Genomic DNA, 22,648 nt, shown 5'->3' with positions numbered 1-22,648 from the left:
CGGTCGAAGGTGACGGACGGCGGAGGCGTCACCGCTGGACTCGGTCCATCAGTTCCGTGTAGAGCGGCCGGTGCCGCTCTCCGTCGGGTACCGCCGCCGTGACCTGCAGAGTGACCGCGCGCACGAGTTCGTTGTGTTGTTCCCGGGGCAGGCGGTCCAACAGATCGGCCGCCGCCGTCAGACCGTCGGTGATGTCACCGGCCCGGACCGTGGCCGCTGCCTGATGCAGTTGTACCTGCGTACGCAGCCGGATCTGGGAAGCGGGATACAACTCCAAGGCCCGGGCCTGCGCTGCCGCAGCCGCCCTCCGGTCACCGGAATGGGTGTGGACCCAGGACTCCGTGTGTCCCAGGCGATGCTCCGGCCAGCCCCACAGCGATTCGACGTCCCCGACGACGGCGGCCGGGAGTTTCTCGATCTGCTCGCTCAGATGACGCACGGTCGCGACTGCCTCGTCGTGCCGCCCGGCGAGGGCGAGTGCCTGCGCCCGGCCCGCCAGCAGACCACAGGTGGCAGCCGACGGCCTACCGGCGAGCGGAAGCACCTCGTCAGAGATCGCTACGACGGTCATGGGCCGTCGACCGTCGTAGCAGCCGTTGACGACGTCCCAGGCGCGGGTCAGGACTCGCGTGTCGGGGTCACCGGACTCGTCGGCGGCTCTCTGGGCGCTGGCCCACCATCTCCTCGACAGCAGAGCGTGGCCTGACGCCACGAGGCTGAGCGCGACGATCACCGACAGCGCTGCGGCGACGCGTAGCAGCTGTGGGCGACGCCGATCATCGCTTGCGGCGAGTTGATGCTGTAGGACCGTCAGATCCCGGCCGAGTTGTGTCATCAGCTGTTCGTGCGGCTGGCGATAGTAGGCCGTGCCGTAGGAGGAGACGATCTCTGCCCACGCGTCGGTCTCGACGTCGACGGCGGCGTCGAGGCCGTGTCGCAGCGCCTCCCAGCCGACCATACGGTCGACGGCCGGGAGCGCAGCAAGCGAAGTCATGGCTTGGAGCACCGACCTTCTCGGCATGTCGATGTCGTTGGCGCGCCTGCTGTCGTATGCCTTCTTGATCGAGCCGTCGGCCGACAGTGCCCGGTCGTAGGCGGCCACGACGGCGGGGTTGACGGGGCGGGCGCCACGCTCGATCTGCCCGAGGTAGCCGAAGTCGTACCTGATGAGTTCGGCGAACTTCCGCAGCGACCAACCGGCGGCAACCCGATGCCGCCTGAGTATGTCCCCGAAATGGTCCATGCCACCCTCTCAGGTCGTGGGCCGGCGTGTGGGCCCACTGCTCACCGCTGCCGCCTGCGCTCCGTAATCGGGATGCTACCGAGGCCGACCAATTCGGCGCGGCCCGTGTGAGCCCTGTCGGCGTACCGCGATCACGCTGCGACGGCAGGTGCCGGGGGCGGGCCGTATCGGCCCGCCCCCACCGGGCGGATGGCACCGACAGAGGACAGGTTCGATGAGGATCATCCCTTTCCGACGCCTGCACAACCGCCGGCCCGAGCGCCGCGCGACGTGCTATCGCTCCGCGGTCTACCGGCCGCTGCGACCGTGGCAGGTACGGGAACGAACGTTCAGCTCCGCACCGCTGGGCCGACGCGGGCTCGATCCCGAACAGGTCCGGGAGTTCCTGGACCTGGTGGCGGGCGATCTCGCGACGGTCTATGACGCGTTGGCCGAGAGCCGCCGGGAGACCGACCGGGTGAAGGACGCCCTGCGGCGCTGGCAGTCGGAGCAGGCGCGTGCCCGGGCCGAGCGGGAGCAGGAACGATGACCGAACGGTGGGTCATCCATCTGCCGATGGTCGTCAACGACCTCGTGTCCGCGCAGCGCCTTGCCCGGGTGGTGGCACATTGGAGCCACGTCCTCCCGCAGACCGAACCCGGTGGCACCAGCGTCTCGCCCGAGGACGACCAGAACGTACGACACTGGGTCTTCTGCGACCGCAACCTGTCCGAGGGACGACGCTGCCTGCTACGGCCCGATCACGACGGCGACTGCTCGCCGCGATTCCGGCCACGGTGAGCCGTCGATCAGGCGTTCGGGACCAGCCGGAACACGCGGATCTCGCGGTTACCGGCGCGCTCGACGTACGTGCGGTACGCGGGCCACTCCTGCACCAGCCGCTGGAAGAGCCGTTCCCGTTCCTCGCCGGTGACCTGCTCGGCGGTGACGGGGATCCGGCGTCCCTTGACGTCCACCTCGGCGGCCGGATCAGCCATCAGGTTGAACGTCCAGGACGGCTGGTGCTGTTGCCCCCAGTTCGAGCCGATCACCACGTAGGCGTCGCCGTCGGGGACGTACACCAGGGGGTTGCTGCGGGGCTTGCCGGAGCGGCGGCCGGTGGAGGTGAGCACCAGGGTGGGCACGAGCCCGAAGGCGACCACGCGACCTTTCGTCATCCGGCCAACCAGCCGGTCGGCCGGGACGAGCAGGCGCATGGTGGCGCCGAACCAACGCTGGTGACCGAGACGGCGGGTGAGGGTTCCCAGGGCGGACATCCGACAAGTGTGCCGCCCGCACCGGGCCTCGTCATCCCTCGGACGGTCAGTCAGTCGAGCCGGCGTTCGATCGGCAGGCGGGACCGGGTGAACAGCGCGGCGCCGCCCATCGCCACCAGCGGCACCACGACCAGCGCGGCGAGCGTCACGCCGGGCACCGTCACCGGGTACGGCGGCTGCACCGGCCAGGAGTCCGCGTACCGCTGGTTGAGCGCGGCGAGGACGACCACTGCGGAGCCGAGCCCGGCGACGATGCCCAGCGCGGAGCCGAGGACCGCGATGACCCCGGCCTGGCAGAGCGACAGCAGGCGGCGTACCCGGGGATCGGCGCCGACCGCCGCGAGCGTGGACAGGTCCCGGCGGCCCTCGGCCGCGGCGAGGCCGGTGGCGACCGCGGCCGCGCCGAGCGTGATCACCCCGGAGGCCACCGCCAGCAGGAGCAGCATCGGGCGCTGGTCCGACGGCGGGTCGGCGGTCGCCACCTGCGCCGACATGGGCCCGATGTCGAACAGCTCGTCGGTCAGCATCTCCATCTGCCGGTCGTCGGCGGGCGAGCCGGCGGTGTCCAGCAGGTAGCCCAGCGGTACGGCGGACAGGCCGAGCGCGTCGGCGGCGGCGGGGGAGAGCACGAGCCGGTCGACGGTGAGACCGCCGCGCAGCGCGTACCCGGGCAGGAGACGCCCGGTGGGCGGGCCGCCGGAGTTGTAGTTGACCTCCACCCGGACCTGCCCGTCCACCACCCGCCGGGCGTCGGTGACCACGACGCCGCCGGCGGCGAGCGTCCGGCGCGCGGCGGCCAGCTCGTCGGCGGGCGCGCCGGTGAGCGGGGCCAGCGCGGCGCCGTCGTCCACGAGCGCCGGCAGGTAGACGTCGACCGGCTCCTGGAAGGGGCTCACGCAGCGCGGATCGCGCCGGGCCGAGTCGGGGACCGGTTCGGAAGAGGTGTACGGGCAGCGCTGCTCCGGCGGAACGAACGCGTACACGGCGCAGTCGTCCTTCTCCCGGACGCTGCCGGCGCAGCCGGGGATCGCGACGGGCGTCACCGTGGCGTCGGGCAGGACCGTGCGGACCCGGGTGGCGACGGCGTCGGCCGACGGCGGGTCCGCCGGGATGTCGCCGGAGTGGGTGAGCAGCACGTTCCCCGGCGGCAGGCCCGGCTGCCAGAGTTCCCGGGAGCGGGTCTCGTCACTCGCCACGTAGACGCCGATCGCCACGCTTCCGGCGACCGCCGCCATCACCGCGGAGATGGCGGGCGCGGCCGACGACCGGTTGCGGCTGGCGTCGCGCAACGCGAGCCGGGGCGTCAGCGGCAGCAGCCGGCCGGCCCGGCCCAGGACGCCGACGAGCGTCGGCGTGCAGAACACCAGCCCCAGCTCGCCCAGGGCGACGCCAGCCAGCACACCGGTCTGCGAGGTCCGGCCGGCGGCGAACGCGGCGATCGCGGTTCCGGCGACGGTGAGCGCCAGCCCGATCAGCAGCCAGCGGCGGCGGGGCCGGCTCGCGTCGCGCCGGCCGGCCAGGCCGGTCGCCACGTCCTGCCGGGCCGCCGTCCAGGCCGGGGCCATCGCCGCCAGCACGCCGGCCAGCACCGCCGTCGCGGCGATCGCCAGCAGCGCGGTCGGGAAGATCCGGTACGCCCCGAGGCGCTCCCCGAGCACGTACTGCTCGACGATCGGCCGACCGGCGAACGCCGCGCCGATGCCGAGCAGCAGGCCGAGAGCAGCCCCGCCGGCGCCGAGCACCACCCCGTCGGCGAGCACGATCCGGCGCAGGTGGGAGGCGTCGCCACCGGCCACCGCGACGAGCGCGAGGTCGCGCCGCCGGCGCCGGACGCTCACCGCGAAGGCCGGGCCGACCAGCAGCACCACCTCGAGCAGGCCCAGCCCGCCGACCACTCCGACGACGCCGGCCTCGTCGGCGTCCGGTACGCGCATGCCGCGGGAGAACTCGTCCCGTCCGGGCAGGCGGTCGCGGGCGACGACCTGGACGCCCTGCGCGTTCAGCCGGTCGACCAGTCCCGGGTCCAGCGGGCCGGGCAGGTCCACCAGCCAGGTGTCGCTGCCGGCCGCGCCCTCCGGGGACACCCCGGGCAGCGTGATCACGTCCCGGAGGTTGTCCGGGTACTCCACCACCCCGACCACCCGGTAGGTGGTGCCGTCGACGGTGCGTACCGGGTCGCCGATGCGGGTCTCCAGCCGGCGCAGCGCCGTCGGGCTGACCGCGATCTCGTCGGGGCGCACCGGTGGACGGCCGTCGCCTACCCGCGCCAGTGGCCGGGTGAGCGGGTCGGTCAGGTCCACGGCGCGCGCCTCGATGGATTCGACGTGCCGGCCGACCCGCGTCGAGAACGTCATCCACCAGCGGGCGCGAGCCAGCCGGCTGCCCTCGGGCAGCAGCGCGCGCACCTCCTCGGCGGTCGCCGGACGGGTCCGGCCGACCCATTCGCCCTGGACCGGCCAGGCCGACTCGCCCCAGGCGTCCTGCGTCACCGGCACCAGGCTGTCCCAGCGCAGTGCGACGTCGGCGCCGCCGAGCTGCCGCTCGATGCGCTCGGCGCGGGTCAGGTCCGACATGTCGTAGCTGACCGCGGCGAAGCTGAGGCCGAGCACCGGCAGCGCGATCATCACCAGCACCAGCAGCGTGCGCCGCCGGGACCGCCGGGCCTCCCGGCGGGCGATCCGCAACGCGGTCCGCCACGACCCGCGTACGGCGGCGAGGCGGCCGTCGGTCACCGGATGCTGCCGCTGAGCAGGTGGTCGACGCCGATCAGCGGTGCGGTCGAGTCGACCATCACCCCGTCGCGCAGGAAGACCACCCGGTCCGCCCAGCCGGCGTGCCGGGCCTCGTGGGTGACCAGCACCCCTGCTGCTCCGGCGTCCACCCGGCGGCGCAGCAGGTGCAGCACCGCCTCACCGGTCTGCGAGTCCAGCGCGCCGGTCGGCTCGTCGGCGAGGACCAGGCGGCGTTCCCCGACGAGGGCCCGGGCGATCGCCACCCGCTGCTGCTGGCCGCCGGACATCTGGTCCGGGAAACGGTCGGCCAGATCCTCCAGGTCGACCTCGCGCAGCGCGTCGAGGGCCGACTGGCGGGCCGCCCGCACGCCGGTGCCGTCCAGTTCCAGGGGGAGCGCCACGTTCTCCACGGCGGTCAGGCTGCCGAGCAGGTTCAGGTCCTGGAAGACGTACCCGATCCGGCGGCGCCGCAGCCGGGCCAGCTCGCGGGCGGAGAGCCCGACGAGCGCCTCGCCCTCGACCACCACCTCGCCGCCGGTGGGCCGGTCGAGGCCGCCCGCGAGCGCCAGCAGCGTGGACTTGCCGGACCCGGAGGGGCCCATCACGGCCACCAGCTCACCGGCCCGCACGGTCAGGCTCACGCCGCGCAACGCGTGCACGGCGGCCTCGCCGGCGCCGTGGGTCCGGCGGACGTCCCGCAGTTCCAGCACCCCGTCGATCGGGTCCATCAGCGCCTCCCGTGCCGGGTCACCGGCGGGCTTCGTCGCCGGCCCGGTCCACCGCCTCGGGGTGGTCGACCGCCCGGATCGGTGCCGGACGGTGCCGGACCAGGCTCGTCTCGCAGTGGTCGAGCCACCGCACCTCGGCCTCGGTCTGGAAGATCATCGCGTCCAGCACCAGCCGCCAGGGTAGATCCTCCGGCTTGTCGCTCGTGTACTTCAACCGGGTGAACTCCTGAAGCGCGCGCATGGTGGCGGTGCGCTGGGTCTGCACCACCGACCGCACGTCGACGCCGGGGGTGGTCAGCGCCAGCGCCAGCTTGATCGACAGCTCGTCGCGGGGCCGGTCGGCGCGGCTGATCGGCGTGGCGAACCACAGCGCCAGGTCCGCCCGTCCGGCGTCGGTGATCTCGTACGGCCGCTGCCCGCTCTCGTTCTCCGGCAGCGGGCGCACCAGTCCGTCGCGTTCCAGCCGGGCCAGCGTCGTGTAGACCTGTCCGATGTTCAGCGGCCAGGTCGACCCGGTCGACTCCTCGAACGCGGCACGGAGCTGGTAGCCGTACATCTGGCCACGTTCGAGCAGGGCGAGCAGGCCGTGACGGATGGACATGACCGCGAGTATGCATACCTGGTATGCGCAACGCAACCGGAGGGTTCCGCCGGGTGACCGGCGTCGCGCTCAGGCCGGTCGGCCCGGGAACGGAACCGTGACCGGCGTCACCCCCGCCGTACGACGCCAGCGGGTGGCGCGCAACGCGCAGTCGGTGAGCGCGGCGAGCGCCGTGTTCCGGTCCGCGCCGGTGGTGTGCGGCAGCGCGGCCCGCCAGTGCCCGGCCGTGCGCTCCTCCACCTCCACCGCGAGGCGCAACGCGCTCGCCCGGTCCGTCACCGGGTAGGGCAGCGCGTATCCGGCCCGGTCGGCGGGCACCTGCCCGGAGCCCTCGGCCAGTTGCAGCAGCAGCGCGTCGCGGCGGGACCGGTGAGCCGCCTCGGCGGCACGGGCCGCGGTGCGCGCCGCCTCGGTCAGGTGCACGCCGATCACCCCGTACGCCCAGACCGCCGCGTACTCGGCGGCGAGCGCGTCGGCGAGGGCCGCGGCCGGGCCGGTCGTCGGGCTGGTCATTTGAGCGCCTCCACGTGTGTGGCCCGCGCGGCGGCGATCGAGCCGAGCAGCGCGGCCCGCTCGGCCGGCGCGGCGGCGCACGCCTTGGCCGCGTTCGTCCGGCCCTCCTGCTCGGCCCGGCGCAGCTCGGTGAGCACGGCGTCGGGCGCGGGCGCGCTCGCCGAGCCGGCAGCAGCCGGTGCGCCGGAGGGTGCCGGCCGGCCGATCACGCGGCGTAGCTCCTCGGCGTGCGCCCGGTGCGCGTCGGCGATCGGGGTGAGCCGGCCGGCCAGCGCCGGAGCGGCGGTGGCGGCGGCCCGGTAGCGGGCCTCCAGCGCGAGCGCCTCGGCGGCGAGCGGCTCCAGGGCGTCCGGCGCCGGTGGCTCCTTGTCACGGTCGAAAAGATCACAACCGGTCAGCGGCACCGTGGCGCCGCCGAGCGCCACGAGCCCGCCGGTGCGCAGCAGCCAGCGCCGGGAATGCCCCGCTCTGACCTGGTCGGATGGTGTTCTGCCGATCCCCACCTGACAGAGTCAACACCATCCGCGCCGCCTCGTGGGGCAGGGTCTCGGTGCGCCGCCGGGTCCGTCGGCGGCCACAAGCGTTACGCTCTGCGCAACCACCGGGCGCGGACGCCCCGGTGGCGCGCCGGTATGGCGGGCCGATCGCCCGCACCGGCCCGGGACAACACGACCCGCGGGTCGTGGCAACAGCAGGAGAGGTGCGCGCAATGACGCAGCGTGGCCGTGCCACCCGGTCGACGGGGCCCACCGGGCGGCCCCGCCGGTCCGACGGGCCCCGCGGCACGGACCGGAGCGGCGCACCTCGCGGCGATCTCGCCGCCCGCCGCAACCGGCTGCGCGAGGTGATCGAACCGGTCGTCACCGCGGCCGGTTACGACCTGGAGGACCTCTCCGTCTCCCGCGCCGGCCGGCGGCACGTGGTCCGGGTGATCGTGGACGCCGACGGCGGGATCAACCTGGACGCCGTGGCGGACGTCTCCCGCGCGGTCTCGGCGGCGCTGGACGCGGCCGAGGAGGCCGGCGGCGACATCGTGGCCGGCGAGTACCAGCTGGAGGTCAGCTCGCCCGGCGTGGACCGCCCGCTCACCCTGCCCCGGCACTGGCGGCGCAACGCCGGGCGGCTGGTCAAGGTCACCGTCCGCGGCGACGCGGGGGACCGCCAGCTCACCGGCCGGATCACGGCCGCCGACGACGAACGTGTGGTGCTGGAGACCGACGCCGGCCCCGCTGAACACCCGTACGCCGAACTCGGTCCCGGCCGGGTCCAGGTGGAGTTCAACCGCCTGGACGACCTGGCCGACGAGGACTTCGGTGACGACACCGACGACGACGAAGATCTGGAGGACGAGGAGAGGTGAACATCGACCTCGCGGCGCTGCGCGCCCTGGAGCGCGAGCGGGAGATCCCGTTCGACACGATCCTCGCGGCGATCGAGACCGCGCTGCTGACCGCCTACCGGCACACCGACGGCGCCGAGGCGCACGCCCGGGTGGAGATCGACCGCAAGAGCGGGGCCGCCTCGGTCTACGCGCAGGAGCTGGACGCCGACGGCACGGTGACCCGGGAGTGGGACGACACTCCGCACGACTTCGGGCGGATCGCCGCCATGACCGCCAAGCAGGTGATCCTCCAGCGGCTGCGGGAGGCCACCGACGAGGTGCACTTCGGCGAGTACGTCGGCCGCGACGGTGACCTGGTCACCGGCGTGGTGCAGGCGCACGAGACCCGCCGCGAGAAGGGCATCGTCAGCGTCGACCTCGGCAAGCTGGAGGGCGTCCTGCCGCAGTCCGAGCAGGTCCCCGGCGAGCGGTACGAGCACGGCGAGCGGATCCGCTGCGTGGTCGTGCACGTCGCGAAGGGCATGCGCGGCCCGCAGATCACGCTGTCCCGCTCGCATCCAGCGCTGGTGAAGAAGCTGTTCGCGCTGGAGGTGCCGGAGATCGCCGACGGCACCGTGGAGATCGGCGCGATCGCGCGTGAGGCAGGTCACCGTACGAAGATCGCCGTACGTTCGACGACCTCCGGCGTCAACGCCAAGGGCGCCTGCATCGGCCCGATGGGCCAGCGGGTCCGGGCCGTGATGAGCGAGTTGCACGGCGAAAAGATCGACATCATCGACTGGTCGGACGACCCGGCCACCTTCGTCGGCAACGCGTTGTCGCCGGCCAAGGCGCTGCGGGTCGAGGTGGTCGACCTGGCCTCCCGTACCGCCCGGGTGACCGTGCCGGACTTCCAGCTCTCGCTCGCGATCGGCCGGGAAGGGCAGAACGCCCGCCTCGCGGCCCGTCTGACCGGTTGGCGCATCGACATCCGGTCCGACGCGGAGACCGCGGCCCCGCAGAGCCGGGGCGGAGCTGATCACGTCCCGGAGCCGGGCGGCGCGATCTCCGGCGGCTAGGGGTAGACTTACTCAGTGGCACGACGCGCGATTCCGGAGCGCACCTGTGTGGGCTGCCGGAAACGAGCGCCGGCCAGCGAGTTGTTGCGGGTCGTCGCGATCGGTGACGAGGCTGGTCACACCAGTCTCCGGCCCGATCCGGCCCGCAGACTGCCGGGTCGGGGAGCGAACATGCACCCTGATCCGGCCTGCTTCGCGCAGGCGGTGCGTCGCCGCGCCTTCGGGCGGGCACTGCGCCTCACCGGGGTCCCCGACCACGGTGCGCTTGCGGAGCACGTCGACGCGCAACCCCCGACGACCGGTCAAGCCCGACCGGTCGAGGGTCGCTAGCAAGGTAGGACGACCGACATGAGCACACGATGAAGTCCCTGAAATGACCAGGCTTCAAGTGCAGGAGTGAGGTCGCTGCGGGTGCTGCCCGCACGACCTCGGAGTGAGGAGTGCAGTGGCAGGAAAGGCCCGCGTACACGAGCTTGCCAAGGAGCTCGGGGTCGAAAGCAAGACCGTTCTCGCCAAGCTCAAGGAGATGGGCGAGTTCGTGAAGTCCGCGTCCAGCACCGTCGAGGCGCCTGTCGCCCGGCGGCTGCGTAGCGCGTTCGTAGCCGGTTCGTCGGCGCCTGCCGGCCCGCCGGCTGCCGCGCCCAGTGGCCCGGCGCCGACCCCGACGCCCACCCCGACCCCGGGTGCCCCCCGGGTCTCGGCCAAGCCGATGCCGCCCCGGCGTCCGGCCGCGCCGACCCCTGGACCGAAGCCCAAGGGCCCGGTCCCCGGCCCGCCGCAGCCGGCGACTCCGGTCGCCAAGCCGGCGAGCGCGCACGACATCGAAGTGGCGGCCGCCGAGGCGCGTGCCGCCGCGCTCAAGGCTGAGCAGGAGGCCGCGGTCAAGGCCGCCCAGGCCGCCCGTCAGCAGCAGCGCGAGACCGTACGCCGGGAGCCCCCGGCCGAGGGCGGCGCTCGCCCGGGTCCGCGTCCCGGCCCGAACGCCATGCCGCCGCGTCCGGGTTCCCCGGCCGCCGGTCGTCCCGGCGGTCCGGGTCAGGGTCAGGGCCCCGGTGCCCGGCCCGGCGGTCGTCCGCCGGCGCGCGGCGCCGGTAACAACCCGTTCGGTATCCAGGGCGGCCAGCAGCAGCGGCCCCCGGCCGCCGGTGCGGGCGGTCCCCGTCCCAGCCCGGCCGGCATGCCGCCGCGGCCCAGCCCGGCGTCGATGCCGCCGCGGCCGAGCCCGGCCTCGATGCCGAGCCAGCGCCCGACCACCGGCCGCCCCGGCGGCCCCGGTGGCGGTCGTGGCGGACCCGGCGGAGGCGCCGGTCGTCCGGGCGGTCCCGGCGGCGGTGGCGGTGGCTACCGCGGTGGACCCGGTGGTGGCGGCGGTGGCGGTGGCTACCGCGGCGGTCCCGGTGGTGGCGGCGGTGGCGGTGGCTACCGCGGCGGTCCCGGCGGCGGTGGCGGTGCTCCCGGCGGTGGTTTCCGTCCGGGTGGCCCGGTCGGCGGCGGTGGCCGTCCCGGCGGCGGTGGCCGTGGCCGTGGCGGTGGCGCGGCGGGTGCCTTCGGGCGTCCCGGCGGCCGGCCGACCCGCGGTCGCAAGTCCAAGAAGCAGCGCAGACAGGAGTTCGACAACCTGTCGGCCCCGACCATGTCCTCGGGCGCGCCCCGCGGTCAGGGTCAGGTCGTCCGGTTGTCCCGTGGCGCCTCGCTGTCGGACTTCGCCGACAAGATCAACGCCAACCCGGGTTCGCTGGTCCAGGAGATGTTCAACCTGGGCGAGATGGTGACGGCGACCCAGTCGTGCTCCGACGAGACCCTGCAGCTGCTGGGTGAGCACCTCGGCTTCGACGTGCAGATCGTCAGCCCGGAGGACGAGGACCGCGAGCTGCTCGCGCAGTTCAACATCGACCTCGACGCCGAGGTCGCGGAGGACCGCCTGGTCAGCCGTGCGCCGGTCGTGACCGTCATGGGTCACGTCGACCACGGTAAGACCAAGCTGCTCGACGCGATCCGTAAGGCGAACGTGGTGGCCGGCGAGGCGGGTGGCATCACCCAGCACATCGGCGCCTACCAGGTCCACGTCCCGCACGAGGGCGAGGACCGCGCGGTGACGTTCATCGACACCCCGGGTCACGAGGCGTTCACCGCCATGCGTGCCCGTGGTGCCCAGGTCACGGACATCGTGATCCTGGTGGTCGCGGCCGACGACGGCGTCATGCCGCAGACCATCGAGGCGCTCAACCACGCCAAGGCGGCGGACGTGCCGATCGTGGTCGCGGTCAACAAGGTCGACAAGCCCGAGGCGAACCCGGACAAGGTCCGCCAGCAGCTGACCGAGTACGGCCTGGTCGCCGAGGAGTACGGCGGCGACACCATGTTCGTCAACGTGGCGGCCAAGCCCGGCATCGGCATCGAGGAGCTGCTCGAGGCCGTGCTGCTGACCGCCGACGCGTCGCTGGAGCTGACCGCTCCGATCGACGGGCCGGCGCAGGGTGTCGCGATCGAGGCGCACCTGGACAAGGGCCGTGGCGCGGTGGCGACCGTGCTGGTGCAGAAGGGCACCTTGCGTGCCGGTGACTCGATCGTCGCCGGTGGGGCGCACGGCCGCGTGCGGGCCATGCTGGACGAGAACGGCAAGCCGGTCGACTCGGCCGGTCCGGCGCGTCCGGTCATGGTGCTGGGTCTGACCACGGTGCCGGGTGCGGGTGACACCTTCCTGGCCGCCGAGGACGACCGCACCGTGCGGCAGATCGCCGAGCAGCGTCAGGCGCGGAGGCGGGCGGCGTCGTTCGCCAACTCCCGTGGCCGGGCCACTCTCGAGACGCTCATGGAGCAGCTCAAGGAGGGCGAGAAGACCTCGCTCAACCTGGTGCTCAAGGGCGACGTCTCCGGTTCCGTGGAGGCGCTCGAGGACGCGCTGTTCAACCTCGACATCCCGGAGGAGGTCCAGCTTCGGATCATCCACCGGGGCGTGGGCGCGATCACCGAGAGCGACGTCATGCTCGCGAGCGCCTCGTCCGAGGCGGTCACGATCATCGGCTTCAACGTGCGGGCCTCGAACAAGGTCCGCGAGATGGCCGACCGCGAGGGCGTGGAGATCCGGTACTACACCGTCATCTACCAGGCCATCGAGGAGATCGACGCCGCGCTCAAGGGTCTGCTCAAGCCGGAGTACGAGGAGGTCGAGCTGGGCACCGCGGAGATCCGCGACGTCTTCCGCTCCTCCAAGATCGGCAACATCTCCGGCTGTATCGTCCGGTCCGGCCTCATCCGCCGCAACGCCAAGGCGCGGCTGCTGCGGGACGGGGCGGTCGTGGCGGACAACCTCACGATCAGCTCCTTGAAGCGGTTCAAGGACGACGCGACCGAGGTCCGCGAGGGCTTCGAGTGTGGTCTGACGCTGGGCGGCTACAACAACGTCCAGGTCGGCGACGTCATCGAGACGTTCGAGATGCGCGAGAAGCCGCGCGCCTGACAACCACGCGTACGACCGGTCGACGGCCGGGGCCTTCGGGCCCCGGCCGTCGCCGTTTCCGCAGGCTGCGACAATTTCCGGCGTGATCCGGTACGCGCTGCTCCTCGCCCCCTCCGCCAACCGCGTCTACGCCGACGCCGCGGCCCGTCTCGCGCGTGCCGAACTGGCCGTGTTCGCCGGTTCCGGCGTACTAGGCGTGGCACCGGGCGACGCGGAGGTGACGAGGATCGGCGGGGTGGAGTACCTGACGTTCACCACCGCCGAGCCCGGGCTGGGCGAGCGGGACCTGGCCCACCTGGCGAACCTGTCGGCGGCGTACGCGTTGTTCGAACGGGTCGGCGACGACCTGCTGCGGCCGGTGCCGCTGCGCCCGTTGGCCCGGTACGACTCCGACCTGATCACCATCCCGAAGTACGCCGGCAAGACCAACGAGCAGTTCACCCGGCTGCTGCTCAACGTCACGGTGCTCGCCTCCGCCGCCGCGCCGCGGATGCTGGACGGGCCGGTGGTGGTGCTGGACCCGCTCTGCGGCCGGGGCACCACGCTCAACCAGGCGCTGATGTACGGCTACGACGGCATCGGCATCGAGCGTGACAGTCAGGACGTGGAGGCGTACGCGGCGTTCCTGCGTACCTGGCTGCGCCGCAAGCGCCTCAAGCACACCGCCGAGTCGACGTCGGTGCGCCGGGACCGCAAGCTCGTCGCCCGCCGCTTCGAGGCCGTCGTCGCACCGTCGCGGGACGAGCACCGGGCCGGGGCCACCCAGCGCGTCACCGTGCTCAACACCGACACCACCCGGGCCCGCGAGGCGTTGCGCGCCCGCTGCGCGGACGTGATCGTCACCGACGCGCCGTACGGGGTGGCGCACGGCAGCCGTACCGGCCAGGGGTTGTCCCGCAGCCCGCTGGAGCTGCTCACCGCCGCCGTGCCGGTGTGGCGGGAGCTGCTGCGCCCGGGTGGCGCGATCGGGCTGTCCTGGAACACGCACGTCGCGCCGCGGGCGCAGGCGGAGGCGGTGCTGACCGACGCGGGGCTGCGGGTGCTCGACGGTCCCGGCTTCGGCGACTTCGCGCACCGGGTCGACCAGGCGATCGAGCGGGACGTGCTGGTGGCGGTCGCGCCTTAATCGCGTGCCGGTCCGGGCCGCCCGGCGTACCGTTGCTCGCCGTGTATACCGGAACCGCACTGTTCGACCTGTTGCTCCCGGGTGACTCCCGGTCCCTGAAGGCCAAGCGGTCCTACGTCCGGCCGATCGTCGCCGCGCTGCGCAAGTTCGAGGTCTCCGCCGCCGAGGTGGGGGCGCTGGACCTGCACGGCCGGGCCGAGATCGGGGTGGCGGTGGTGGCCGCCGAGCCGGCTCACGTCCGCGAGGTGCTCGACTCCTGTGAGCGGCTGGTCGCCGCCCGTCCGGAGACCGAGCTGCTGTCGGTACGCCGTCGCCTGCACGGCGCGGACGACTGACGGCGCGTCGCGCCGCACTCCGGCCGTGCCGCGCGACGCCCGGCCGGGCGCGGGTAGTGTTCTTCAGCGTTGGGCGGTCGGACCCGGCGGCGCCCACGCGCCCGCCGTCTCCGGCCGACGGCCCGGGTCGCATGATGATCCGGCGTCGTCATGGGTACAGGTGATCCCGGAGGTGGGGGACATGACGGATCAGGCAAAGGTTCGCCGGCACGCGGAGCGCATCCGGGAACTCGTCGCGTCGGTGGTGCGCAGCCAGATCAAGGACCCCCGGCTCGGCATGATCACGATCACCGACGCCCGGATCACCGCCGACCTGCGCGACGCCACCGTCTTCTACACGGTGCTCGGAGACGCGGCGGCCCAGGCGAGCACCGCCGCCGCGCTGGAGAGCGCCAAGGGCATGCTGCGCAGCACCGTCGGCAAGGCGCTCGGGCTGCGGCACTCGCCGACGCTCACCTTCGTCCTCGACGACGTGCAGGACCAGGTCAAGCACATCGACGACCTGCTGGCTGCCGCGCGTACCGCCGACGCCGAGGTGCAGCGGCTGGCCGCGAAGGCCTCGTACGCGGGCGAGGCCCAGCCGTACCGGGTCGAGGACGACGAGGACGCCGCCTCCGCCGAGAACGAGGACGAGGACGAGGACGAGGACGACGACGAGCCGCGCGCCGGCGACCGCCGGTGACCGAGGCGGCCGGGCCCACCGAGACCGCGTGGGCGTCCGCCGTCGCGGCGGTACGCGACCTCCCCGCCGACGCGCGGGTGCTGCTGATCTGCCACGTGAACCCGGACGGGGACGCGCTGGGCAGCATGCTCGGCTTCGGGCTGGGCCTGCGCCGGCTCGGTGTCCGCGATCTCCAGGCCACCTTCCCCGGCCCGCCGGAGGTGCCCGAGCCGTTCCGGTGGATGCCCGGCACGGACATGCTGGTGCCGCAGGACGACGCGTACCCGGCTCCGGACCTGGTGATCTGCTTCGACGCGGCGAGTGAGTCCCGGCTGGGCGACCTGGTCGACCGGCTGGACACGGCGGGCACGTCGCTCGTGCTCGACCACCACGCCTCGAACAGCGGGTTCGGCCGGATCAATCTGGTCGACCCGCACGCCGCCGCGACCTCAGTGGTCGCGTTGGAACTGCTGGACCGGCTCGGCGTGACGCTGGACGCGGAGATGGCGACCGGGCTGTACGTCGCGCTCACCACGGACACCGGCTCGTTCCGCTTCGAGGCGACCACCCCGGCCGTGCACGAGACGGCAGCGCGCCTGGTGGCCACCGGCATCCGGCCCGGGGACATCTCCCGGCGGATCTTCGACACCCGCCCGTTCGGCGCCGTCCGCCTCTTCGGCGAGGTGCTCGGCCGGGCCACGCTGGAACCGGCGGCCGCCGCCGGGAACGGCCTCGTCTGGACGTACGCGACCCGCGACGACCTGGTCCGCCACGAGCAGCCCGCGTACGTGCTGGAGGCGCTCATCGACTCGGTGCGCTGCACCGCCGAGGCGGACGTGAGCTGTGTGGTGAAGCAGGCCGGCGAGGCCGAGTGGGCGGTGTCGCTGCGCAGCAAGGGCGCTGTGGACGTGAGCCGGGTGGCGGTGGCGCTCGGCGGCGGCGGGCACCGGTTCGCGGCCGGCTTCACCGGGCGGGGATCCCTCGACGAGGTGGTCGGGCGGATCCGCGGGGAGTTGGCCACCGGCACGCTCTAGCCCTTAGGGCTGGAATTGCCCCGATATTTCTGCCGCGCCGAGGTGCGGCGGCGATCTGAAGTGTGAGCCGATCGGCGGCATTTCCAGGGATCACGACGCGTGCCGGGCTTTCCGCCGTCCGTGACGCTGGGGACAATCGGGTGATGGATCATCCCCGTGAGCTCACCGTCGAGGCGCCCCGGGCCTGGGACCGGCCGGTCGTCTCCGTGCCGGTGCTGATCTGCCTGTCCCTGGTCGGGGGCCAGATGCCGTCCTTCTCGACCGCGGCGAACCTCTACATCCTCACCACCGGCGGGGGGTTGATCTGGGTCGGCCTGAGCAACCGGGTGCCCCGGCGTCCGGCGCCGCGCCGGCTGCCGTCGGTCGCGCTCTGGTGGCTGGTCCCGGTGACCGTCTTCGGGGTCTTCGAGGGGGCGACGTTCGTGGCGGCGGCGGGCGACGACTTCCCCACCCTCTCCCGGCTGGCCGATCCGCTGCTGGAGGACCACCTGGTCCGTTCGGCGGCCTGGTTCGCGTGGCTGTCCGCGTTCTGGGGACTGGTGCGCCGATGATGCGGGCACTGGCGATCGGCGGGTTCGGAGTCTCGATCGTGCTGTTCGCCGTCGTCGAGTGGGCCGCGCGCCGGGAGGGCTCGCGGATCCCGTCGCTGGCCGACGTCTGCGCGTTCGTGATGCGGTACGAGGTGGGCCCGGTGCCGGTCGGCCGGATTGGGCTGTTCGGTTTCTGGTGGTGGCTGGGCTGGCACTTCCTGGCCCGCTGACCGCCCTCGCCGGAGCGGGACGACGAGGTTGATCTTTCCGCATTTCGGGAACTGGGGGCAGTATCTGGAAAGTGAACGTTAATTTGGGTGCGGGACCGGCGCTTCGCGGCGCTGGTCACGGGCGGTGGTGCCGCACCCGGCCTCGCCTCCCTCCAGGGTCGGACCGACCCGGGCTCCCGCTGCCAGGCGAGCCGCTCCGGTGATCCCGGACCGCTGCCGGGCGCTCAGCCGCCGACGACTTCCGGTCGCGGCGCGATCAGTCGTCGCGCCGATCCGGAGCGCCGGGCGCCCGTAGGACCGCCACGTCCCGGTGGTCCGCACCCTGGAAGGACCTCACATGCCCAGCAAGCGCAAGCCGCAGACCGAGACCACCACCGACGAGGCGCGCGAGCAGATGCGCCGCGCGCTGCAGACCTCGATGGACACCCGTCAGTGACGTACGCCGTCCGGCGGTGACGCCGGCCGGGCCGCACCCGCAGCCCGGCGCCGGCGTCACCGCCGCGCGGGAACCCGCTTCCGCGCTACCGTCGCCCGGTGCGACGCATCCTCGTGGTCGGCAGCTCCGGCGCCGGCAAGAGCACGCTCGCCGGTGAACTGGCCCGGCGACTCGGCCTTCCCCTGATCCACCTGGACCGGCACTACTGGCGCCCCGGCTGGACCGCGTCCGCCCCGGCTGACTTCCGCGCCGAGGTGGCAGCGCTCGCCGCCCGCCCGGCCTGGGTCATGGACGGCAACTACGCGAGCACCCTCGACCTGCGGCTGCCCCGCGCCGACCTGCTGGTGCTCTGCGACACCTCCCGGCCGCGTTGCCTGGTCCGGATCGTCCGCCGCCGGTGGGCGCACCGAAGGCTGCCCCGGCCCGACCTGCCCGAGGACTGCCCGGAACGCCTCGATCTGGGCTTCCTGCGCTACGTCTGGCGCTACCCCCGTGACTCTCGGCCCCGGGTCTTCGCCGCGCTCGCCGAGCACGCCCCGGCACTGCCGGTGCGCCGCCTGCGCGGGCGGCGTGACGCGGCCCGCTTCCTGGCCGGTGTGGGTAAGTAGTCGCTTGCCTTGCGGACCTTACTGGGCGCGTGCCAGGATCGGCGGCGATGAGCACCACCGCCACCCCCGTCACCGCCTCGCCGCGGCGGATCGCCGCACTCGCGCTGCCCGCCCTCGTGGTGCTGGCCGCCGAGCCGCTGTACGTCCTCGTCGACACCGCCGTGGTCGGTCACCTGGGCCGGGTGCCGCTGGCCGCGCTCGCAGTCGGCGGCACGGTCATGACGCTCACCGCCTGGGTCGGCACCGTGGTCGCGTACGGCACCACGGGCCGCTCGGCCCGCCGCTTCGGAGCGGGGGACCGGGCCGCCGCGGTGGCCGAGGGCGTGCAGGCGTCCTGGCTCGCGCTGGCCACCGGAGTGCTGGTGGCGGTCGCCATCGGCATCGGCGGGGGCGCGCTGGCGCGTACCCTCGTCGGCGGCCCCGGCGAGGTGGCCGACGCCGCCGCCGGATGGCTGCGGGTCGCGGCGCTCGGCGCGCCCGGCCTGCTGCTCGCCGCCGCCGGCAACGGCTGGCTGCGCGGCATCCAGGACACCCGCCGGCCGCTGCTGTTCGTGCTCGGCCCGAACCTGCTCTCCGCGGTGCTCTGCCCGCTGCTGGTCTATCCGGCCGGGCTCGGCCTGGTCGGCTCGGCGGTGGCGAACGCGATCGCGCAGACGCTCTCCGGCGTCCTGTTCGCGGGCGCACTGGTGCGCGAGCGGGTCTCGCTGCGGCCCCGGCCCCGGGTGATCGGCCAGCAGCTCGTGCTGAGCCGGGACCTGCTCGTGCGTGGTGTCGCGTTCCAGGCCAGCTTCCTGTCCGCGACAGCGGTCGCGGCCCGGTTCGGCGCCGCCGCGGTCGGCGCGCACCAGATCGCCCTGCAACTGTGGTTCTTCACGGTGCTGGTGCTCGACGCCCTGGCCATCGCCGCGCAGTCGCTCGTCGGCGCCGCGCTCGGCGCCGGCGACGCGGCCGGCGCGCGGTTCCTGGCCCGCCGCGTCGCGCTGCTCGGCGGGCTGTGCGGCGTGGCCTTCGCGGTGCTCATCGCTGCGGGCGCCGGCGTGGTGCCGTCGTGGTTCAGCTCCGATCCGCAGGTACGCGAGCAGGCCATGACGGCCTGGCCCTGGTTCGTCGCGCTCCAGCCGATCGGCGGCGTGGTGTTCGCGCTCGACGGGGTGCTGATCGGCGCGGGCGACGTGCGCTATCTGCGGAACCTCACCATCGTGTGCGCGTTCGGCGGGTTCCTGCCGGCGATCTGGCTGGCCTACGCGTTCGAGCTCGGGCTGGGCGGGATCTGGGCCGGGCTGATGCTGTTCGTGGTGCTGCGGCTGGCCGGCCTGCTGCTGCGGGTGCGTTCGGGCGCGTGGGCGGTGACCGGCGCGGTGCGCTGACGCCGGTCAGCAGGGCTGGAACGAACCGGGACCGCCCATCCACGGCTCGACCACGAAGAAGCCCGCGCCCAGCCGCGCGCAGTCGACGTTGCTCGTGCTCGCCTGAGCGGAGACGAGCCAGAGGCCGCGCTTCGCCGCCGGCAGCCCGTCGGGGTGGGGGACCTCCCAGACGACCCGGTCGCGGATGGTGGCGATTCCGGCCCGGCCCGGCGTCGTACGCGGCACGTCGAACGCGTACATCCAGACGTACTCGGTGGTGATCCGCAGGATCGGCCGGCCGTCGTCGCCGGTGACGGCCCGGTAGCGCATCTCACCCCGGACCCGGATCTCGTCGGCGCGGTCCTGCGAGCCGATCCGGGTGGCGTAGTTGAGGAACGACGAGTCCTCGAAGTCGGTACGCGTCTGCGCGCGCGAGGCAGGCGCCAGCAGCGCCAGGAACGGCTCCGTGTCGCCGAGGATCATGGACAGGTCGAGCCGGGCCTGGATCAGCGCGGCCCGGACCTGGCCGAGTGCCGTGGCCACCTGGCCGGCGGTGAACGGCGGTCGCGCCGTGGCCTGCGGCAGGACGATCCCGGCCGCGCCGATCGCGAAGTCCGCGCCGAGTGTGCCGGCGAAGAGGTCGCGCGGCTCGCCCACCCGGCTGAGCGGAACCGGAGACGGGCTGGCCGAGGCCGAGGCCGCGGCGGCGGTGCCGGACCGTACGCGATCGACGGTGACCCGGCCGATCACGGCCGTGCCGCCGATCAGCACCAGGGCGAGCACCACCACGAAGGCGACGTGGCGCTTGCCGCGCTGCCGGGACCAGACCATGCGGAAGCGCTCGGCGCGGGTCAGCGGGACGTGCGTGTCCGCGCCGGTCATCCAGCTCGGTAACCGGATCTCCTCGCCCCGGGAGGCGACGGCGTAGGGATCCGGCTCGGGTGGGGTGGTCCCGTCTTCGGTGCTCATGCGGCGTTCCAGAGGGGGTGCAGGGGCAGGGGGCGCATGATCATTGCACCCGGCCGCCGATCCCGCTGTCCCGTTCCGTGCCGGTCAGATCCGGCCCTGCCGGATCGCCCACGCGAGGTAGAGCATGCCGACGACCAGCAGCGTCGCGGTCACCAGGACGAACACGAACGACCCGATCGCGGCCATCGTGGGATGCCGCTCGCCGAATCGGGTCCGGCCCTGCCAGGCCCAGATCCGGCGGCGCGCCGCCGCCAGCGCCGGTACGCCGTCGACCAGGTCGGACAGGCGGCGGCCGAGGGTACGGCGGGGCGGCTCCGGATTGCGCATCCAGTCCGGCAGGTCGACCCGGGCACGGTGCGGTGGCGGGGCGTCGCTCATCGAAAGGCTCCCATCGAGGGTGGTGCGGTGAGACGGGCGGGTCAGCAGGTGTCCGGCAGGTCGACTGTCTTGTCCGGGTCGAAGACGGCGTCCGGGTCCGGGTCGGCCGGCCCGCCGAGCGAGGGCTTGCCGAGCGCGAGCAGCCCCTTGTCCAGCGCGACGCAGTCGATGTTGGAGGCGTACGAGTCGGCCCGCTCGATCCACAGACCGACGGAGCCGGTGGTCACGTCGGCCGGGTGCGGGGTGCTCCACTTCACCGTGTCGTGGACCACCACCACGCCGGCCCCCGGGGCGGGGCGGGCGGTGGAGAAGGCGTACGCCCAGACGAAGTTCGTGGTCACCTCGAGGATGCGGATGCCGTCCCGGTCCTTCGTCGCCCGGTAGCTGATCCGGCCCTTGACCCGGGGCTGGTCGGCGGTAAGCCGGGCGCCGGGGGCGAGCCGGGTCGCGTAGGTGCTCGCCTCGCCGGTGGGGAAGTCGTCGCGCACGCCGGCCCGCGCGTCCGGGGCGAACTGGCGGACCAGCCGCTCCGGGTTCTTCGCGGTGAAGAACGTGCGGTCCAGCCGGGCGGTCACCAGGGCCTTGCGAACCTTGGTCAGCGCGTCGGCCACCTGCTTCTCGCTGAACGCGCCGGTCCGCTTGGCCCGGGGCAGCGCGATCCCCGCCGTACCCTCCGGGAAGGCGGACGCGGGGGTGCCGTCGAACGGACCGGCGGCCGGTGGCGGCGAGGCCGACGAGGAGGCCTGCTCACCGACCGGCAGGCTGACCGTGGGGTGTTCGGCGGCCGGCTCGCGCCAGCGCTGGAAGCCCTGGTAGCCGACGCCCCCGACGAGCCCGAAGAAGGCGAGCAGCGCCAGCACGACCACGCCGCCGAGCAGCTTGCCGGAGTGCCCGCCGAGCGCGATCCGCAGGCGGTCGCCGCGGCCCGGCTCGACCTCCGGCGCGGGCCGGCGCAGCCACTCGGGCACCCGTCCCAGGTCGTCCTCCGTCGGACGATCGGTGGCGTACGGATCGGAGGCGGAGCGGTGATCGGTCATCGGACTTCCCGGGCAGACGGGGCGCTGGCGCACGATCTTGACACCCGGCCGAAGCAGGGCGGTATCCCCCGCAGGGAGGAGCGGCGCCGTCTGGCAGGCTTGGCGGTCGTGAGCACAGACGGTCTGATCGTGGTCGACAAGCCCGGCGGCATGACGTCGCACGACGTCGTGGCCCGCATCCGGCGGCTGGCCCGTACCCGCCGCGTCGGTCACGGCGGCACGCTGGACCCGATGGCCACCGGCGTGCTGGTGATCGGGGTGGGCCGGGCGACCCGGCTGCTCACGTACGTGATCGGCGCCGGCAAGAGCTACGCCGCGACGATCCGGCTGGGGCAGGCCACGGTCACCGACGACGCCGAGGGCGAGGTGGTCGCCACCACCCCGGCCGGCGCGGTCACCGACGACGGGGTACGCGCCGCGCTCACCGCGCTCACCGGCGAGATCGACCAGGTGCCGAGCGCGGTCAGCGCCATCAAGATCAATGGACAGCGGGCGTACAAGCGGGTCCGCGACGGCGAGGCGGTCGAGCTGCCCGCCCGCCGGGTCACCGTGTCGCGGCTGGACGTGGTGGAGATCCGCCGGGACGTCCCGGACGTGGTGGACGTCGACGTCGACGTGACCTGCTCGTCCGGGACGTACATCAGGGCGCTGGCCCGCGACGCGGGCGCGGCGCTCGGTGTCGGCGGTCACCTCACCGCGCTGCGCCGGACCGCTGTGGGCGGGTTCACGCTCGCCGAGGCGGCCACGCTCGACCAGCTCGAGGAGCGCGCGCCGGACGTGGTGAACCTGCCGCTGGACGCCGCCGCCGAGCGGTTCTTCCCGCGCCGGGACGCCACCGCCGACGAGGCCCGGGTGCTGTCCCACGGCGGGCCGCTGGCGCCGGCCGGGCTCACCGGGCCGTACGCCGTCTTCGGCCCGGCGGGCGGGCTGATCGCTATCGTCAGCGAGCGGGACGGTCGGGCCCGCGCGGAGATCGTGCTGGCCCCGGCCTGAACGGCGCGCGGGCGGACAGGGGAGGAGACGGC

24 protein-coding genes and 1 pseudogene are annotated in these 22,648 nt (G+C 73.8%); 15 read left to right on the top strand and 10 right to left on the bottom strand.

Translation table 11 applies throughout. The annotated features are described in order from the left end of the window. Positions 1-28 precede the first annotated feature (28 nt). On the bottom strand, positions 29-1,243 hold the full coding sequence (locus O7607_RS05275; protein WP_269701382.1) for a helix-turn-helix domain-containing protein: 1,215 nt from the start codon (positions 1,241-1,243) through the stop codon (positions 29-31). A gap of 214 nt (positions 1,244-1,457) precedes the next feature. Between O7607_RS05275 and O7607_RS05270 the strand changes: the two genes are divergently transcribed. Together O7607_RS05270 and O7607_RS05265 are read left to right on the top strand one after the other, a co-directional pair. Continuing rightward, positions 1,458-1,772 carry a DivIVA domain-containing protein gene (locus tag O7607_RS05270; RefSeq protein WP_269701381.1) on the top strand — a complete coding sequence of 105 codons (315 nt, stop codon included), beginning with the start codon at positions 1,458-1,460 and terminating at the stop codon, positions 1,770-1,772. Then, complete coding sequence (locus tag O7607_RS05265; RefSeq protein ID WP_013284657.1) at positions 1,769-2,023, top strand: hypothetical protein; 255 nt, start codon at positions 1,769-1,771, stop codon at positions 2,021-2,023. Before O7607_RS05270 ends, O7607_RS05265 begins: the two co-directional genes overlap by 4 nt. 8 nt (positions 2,024-2,031) lie before the next feature. Here the strand turns inward: O7607_RS05265 and O7607_RS05260 are convergent, their stop codons facing one another. The 6 genes from O7607_RS05260 to O7607_RS05235 all read right to left on the bottom strand — a co-directional run bounded on the left by O7607_RS05260 (position 2,032) and on the right by O7607_RS05235 (position 7,519). Beyond that, the gene (locus O7607_RS05260) at positions 2,032-2,499 is read right to left on the bottom strand and encodes a nitroreductase/quinone reductase family protein (RefSeq protein WP_269701380.1); all 468 of its coding nucleotides are present in this window, start codon (positions 2,497-2,499) and stop codon (positions 2,032-2,034) included. Positions 2,500-2,549: 50 nt separating this feature from the next. Continuing rightward, positions 2,550-5,231: an ABC transporter permease gene (locus tag O7607_RS05255; RefSeq protein ID WP_269701379.1), complete on the bottom strand. Its 2,682-nt coding sequence runs from the start codon at positions 5,229-5,231 to the stop codon at positions 2,550-2,552. Then, positions 5,228-5,959 (bottom strand): ABC transporter ATP-binding protein, encoded by a 732-nt coding sequence (locus O7607_RS05250; protein WP_269701378.1) that lies wholly within the window; start codon positions 5,957-5,959, stop codon positions 5,228-5,230. The genes O7607_RS05255 and O7607_RS05250 overlap by 4 nt, the downstream gene beginning before the upstream one ends. Before the next feature lie 19 nt (positions 5,960-5,978). After that, positions 5,979-6,560, bottom strand: coding sequence for a PadR family transcriptional regulator (locus O7607_RS05245; RefSeq protein WP_013284661.1), 582 nt, complete (start codon positions 6,558-6,560; stop codon positions 5,979-5,981). A gap of 69 nt (positions 6,561-6,629) precedes the next feature. Continuing rightward, a complete protein-coding gene (locus tag O7607_RS05240) occupies positions 6,630-7,073 on the bottom strand; it encodes a ferritin-like domain-containing protein (protein WP_269701376.1) in 444 nt (147 codons plus the stop codon). Beyond that, positions 7,070-7,519, bottom strand: a complete 450-nt coding sequence (locus O7607_RS05235) for a hypothetical protein (RefSeq protein WP_269706897.1) — start codon at positions 7,517-7,519, stop codon at positions 7,070-7,072. The genes O7607_RS05240 and O7607_RS05235 overlap by 4 nt, the downstream gene beginning before the upstream one ends. 263 nt (positions 7,520-7,782) lie before the next feature. On the opposite strand from O7607_RS05235, the gene rimP reads away from it, so the two are divergent. The 12 genes and pseudogenes from rimP (at position 7,783) to O7607_RS05175 (ending at position 19,260) form a co-directional block, all read left to right on the top strand. Next, positions 7,783-8,433, top strand: a complete 651-nt coding sequence (gene rimP / locus O7607_RS05230) for a ribosome maturation factor RimP (protein WP_269701374.1) — start codon at positions 7,783-7,785, stop codon at positions 8,431-8,433. After that, positions 8,430-9,473, top strand: coding sequence for a transcription termination factor NusA (gene nusA / locus O7607_RS05225; protein ID WP_269701372.1), 1,044 nt, complete (start codon positions 8,430-8,432; stop codon positions 9,471-9,473). The genes rimP and nusA overlap by 4 nt, the downstream gene beginning before the upstream one ends. Positions 9,474-9,488: 15 nt before the next feature. After that, a pseudogene (locus O7607_RS05220) lies at positions 9,489-9,825 on the top strand (YlxR family protein). A 93-nt stretch (positions 9,826-9,918) separates the two neighbouring features. Continuing rightward, positions 9,919-12,933, top strand: a complete 3,015-nt coding sequence (gene infB, locus O7607_RS05215; protein WP_269701370.1) for a translation initiation factor IF-2 — start codon at positions 9,919-9,921, stop codon at positions 12,931-12,933. 82 nt (positions 12,934-13,015) lie between these two features. Next, complete coding sequence (locus O7607_RS05210; RefSeq protein WP_269701368.1) at positions 13,016-14,059, top strand: TRM11 family SAM-dependent methyltransferase; 1,044 nt, start codon at positions 13,016-13,018, stop codon at positions 14,057-14,059. A 41-nt stretch (positions 14,060-14,100) separates the two neighbouring features. Further along, the gene (locus O7607_RS05205; RefSeq protein WP_013284668.1) at positions 14,101-14,394 is read left to right on the top strand and encodes a DUF503 domain-containing protein; all 294 of its coding nucleotides are present in this window, start codon (positions 14,101-14,103) and stop codon (positions 14,392-14,394) included. A gap of 181 nt (positions 14,395-14,575) precedes the next feature. After that, positions 14,576-15,076, top strand: a complete 501-nt coding sequence (gene rbfA / locus O7607_RS05200; protein ID WP_269701367.1) for a 30S ribosome-binding factor RbfA — start codon at positions 14,576-14,578, stop codon at positions 15,074-15,076. Then, the gene (locus O7607_RS05195; protein WP_269701366.1) at positions 15,073-16,089 is read left to right on the top strand and encodes a DHH family phosphoesterase; all 1,017 of its coding nucleotides are present in this window, start codon (positions 15,073-15,075) and stop codon (positions 16,087-16,089) included. The genes rbfA and O7607_RS05195 overlap by 4 nt, the downstream gene beginning before the upstream one ends. A gap of 143 nt (positions 16,090-16,232) precedes the next feature. Beyond that, complete coding sequence (locus tag O7607_RS05190; RefSeq protein WP_269701365.1) at positions 16,233-16,640, top strand: hypothetical protein; 408 nt, start codon at positions 16,233-16,235, stop codon at positions 16,638-16,640. Continuing rightward, positions 16,640-16,849: a DUF6186 family protein gene (locus O7607_RS05185; protein WP_175438725.1), complete on the top strand. Its 210-nt coding sequence runs from the start codon at positions 16,640-16,642 to the stop codon at positions 16,847-16,849. Before O7607_RS05190 ends, O7607_RS05185 begins: the two co-directional genes overlap by 1 nt. Positions 16,850-17,383: 534 nt before the next feature. Beyond that, positions 17,384-17,893, top strand: coding sequence for an adenylate kinase (locus tag O7607_RS05180; RefSeq protein WP_269701363.1), 510 nt, complete (start codon positions 17,384-17,386; stop codon positions 17,891-17,893). A gap of 47 nt (positions 17,894-17,940) precedes the next feature. Next, positions 17,941-19,260: an MATE family efflux transporter gene (locus O7607_RS05175; RefSeq protein WP_269701361.1), complete on the top strand. Its 1,320-nt coding sequence runs from the start codon at positions 17,941-17,943 to the stop codon at positions 19,258-19,260. Positions 19,261-19,266: 6 nt separating this feature from the next. Here the strand turns inward: O7607_RS05175 and O7607_RS05170 are convergent, their stop codons facing one another. From O7607_RS05170 to O7607_RS05160, 3 genes are all read right to left on the bottom strand, one after another. Next, a complete protein-coding gene (locus O7607_RS05170; RefSeq protein ID WP_269701359.1) occupies positions 19,267-20,208 on the bottom strand; it encodes a hypothetical protein in 942 nt (313 codons plus the stop codon). Positions 20,209-20,292: 84 nt separating this feature from the next. After that, on the bottom strand, positions 20,293-20,586 hold the full coding sequence (locus O7607_RS05165; RefSeq protein ID WP_269701357.1) for a hypothetical protein: 294 nt from the start codon (positions 20,584-20,586) through the stop codon (positions 20,293-20,295). 41 nt (positions 20,587-20,627) lie between these two features. Next, a complete protein-coding gene (locus O7607_RS05160; protein ID WP_269701356.1) occupies positions 20,628-21,623 on the bottom strand; it encodes a hypothetical protein in 996 nt (331 codons plus the stop codon). A gap of 108 nt (positions 21,624-21,731) precedes the next feature. Here O7607_RS05160 and truB point away from each other — a divergent pair, with 108 nt between their 5' ends. Further along, positions 21,732-22,616 carry a tRNA pseudouridine(55) synthase TruB gene (gene truB / locus O7607_RS05155; RefSeq protein WP_269701355.1) on the top strand — a complete coding sequence of 295 codons (885 nt, stop codon included), beginning with the start codon at positions 21,732-21,734 and terminating at the stop codon, positions 22,614-22,616. Positions 22,617-22,648 lie beyond the last annotated feature (32 nt).

The sequence above is a fragment of the Micromonospora sp. WMMA1949 genome (assembly GCF_027460145.1).
In the GTDB taxonomy this organism is placed as follows: Bacteria; Actinomycetota; Actinomycetes; order Mycobacteriales; family Micromonosporaceae; genus Micromonospora.
This window is presented reverse-complemented; position numbering and strand designations above follow the sequence as displayed.

What these genes read in the sequence shown, in the direction of transcription:
- O7607_RS05190 (WP_269701365.1), top strand. Translation starts at nt 16,233, where the DNA reads ATGGATCATCCCCGTGAGCTCACCGTCGAGGCGCCCCGGGCCTGGGAC.
- rbfA (WP_269701367.1), top strand. Translation starts at nt 14,576, where the DNA reads ATGACGGATCAGGCAAAGGTTCGCCGGCACGCGGAGCGCATCCGGGAA.
- O7607_RS05240 (WP_269701376.1), bottom strand. Translation starts at nt 7,073, where the DNA reads ATGACCAGCCCGACGACCGGCCCGGCCGCGGCCCTCGCCGACGCGCTC.
- rimP (WP_269701374.1), top strand. Translation starts at nt 7,783, where the DNA reads ATGACGCAGCGTGGCCGTGCCACCCGGTCGACGGGGCCCACCGGGCGG.
- O7607_RS05270 (WP_269701381.1), top strand. Translation starts at nt 1,458, where the DNA reads ATGAGGATCATCCCTTTCCGACGCCTGCACAACCGCCGGCCCGAGCGC.
- O7607_RS05170 (WP_269701359.1), bottom strand. Translation starts at nt 20,208, where the DNA reads ATGAGCACCGAAGACGGGACCACCCCACCCGAGCCGGATCCCTACGCC.
- O7607_RS05165 (WP_269701357.1), bottom strand. Translation starts at nt 20,586, where the DNA reads ATGAGCGACGCCCCGCCACCGCACCGTGCCCGGGTCGACCTGCCGGAC.
- O7607_RS05275 (WP_269701382.1), bottom strand. Translation starts at nt 1,243, where the DNA reads ATGGACCATTTCGGGGACATACTCAGGCGGCATCGGGTTGCCGCCGGT.
- O7607_RS05160 (WP_269701356.1), bottom strand. Translation starts at nt 21,623, where the DNA reads ATGACCGATCACCGCTCCGCCTCCGATCCGTACGCCACCGATCGTCCG.
- O7607_RS05185 (WP_175438725.1), top strand. Translation starts at nt 16,640, where the DNA reads ATGCGGGCACTGGCGATCGGCGGGTTCGGAGTCTCGATCGTGCTGTTC.
- O7607_RS05245 (WP_013284661.1), bottom strand. Translation starts at nt 6,560, where the DNA reads ATGTCCATCCGTCACGGCCTGCTCGCCCTGCTCGAACGTGGCCAGATG.
- O7607_RS05250 (WP_269701378.1), bottom strand. Translation starts at nt 5,959, where the DNA reads ATGGACCCGATCGACGGGGTGCTGGAACTGCGGGACGTCCGCCGGACC.
- O7607_RS05175 (WP_269701361.1), top strand. Translation starts at nt 17,941, where the DNA reads ATGAGCACCACCGCCACCCCCGTCACCGCCTCGCCGCGGCGGATCGCC.
- O7607_RS05265 (WP_013284657.1), top strand. Translation starts at nt 1,769, where the DNA reads ATGACCGAACGGTGGGTCATCCATCTGCCGATGGTCGTCAACGACCTC.
- O7607_RS05260 (WP_269701380.1), bottom strand. Translation starts at nt 2,499, where the DNA reads ATGTCCGCCCTGGGAACCCTCACCCGCCGTCTCGGTCACCAGCGTTGG.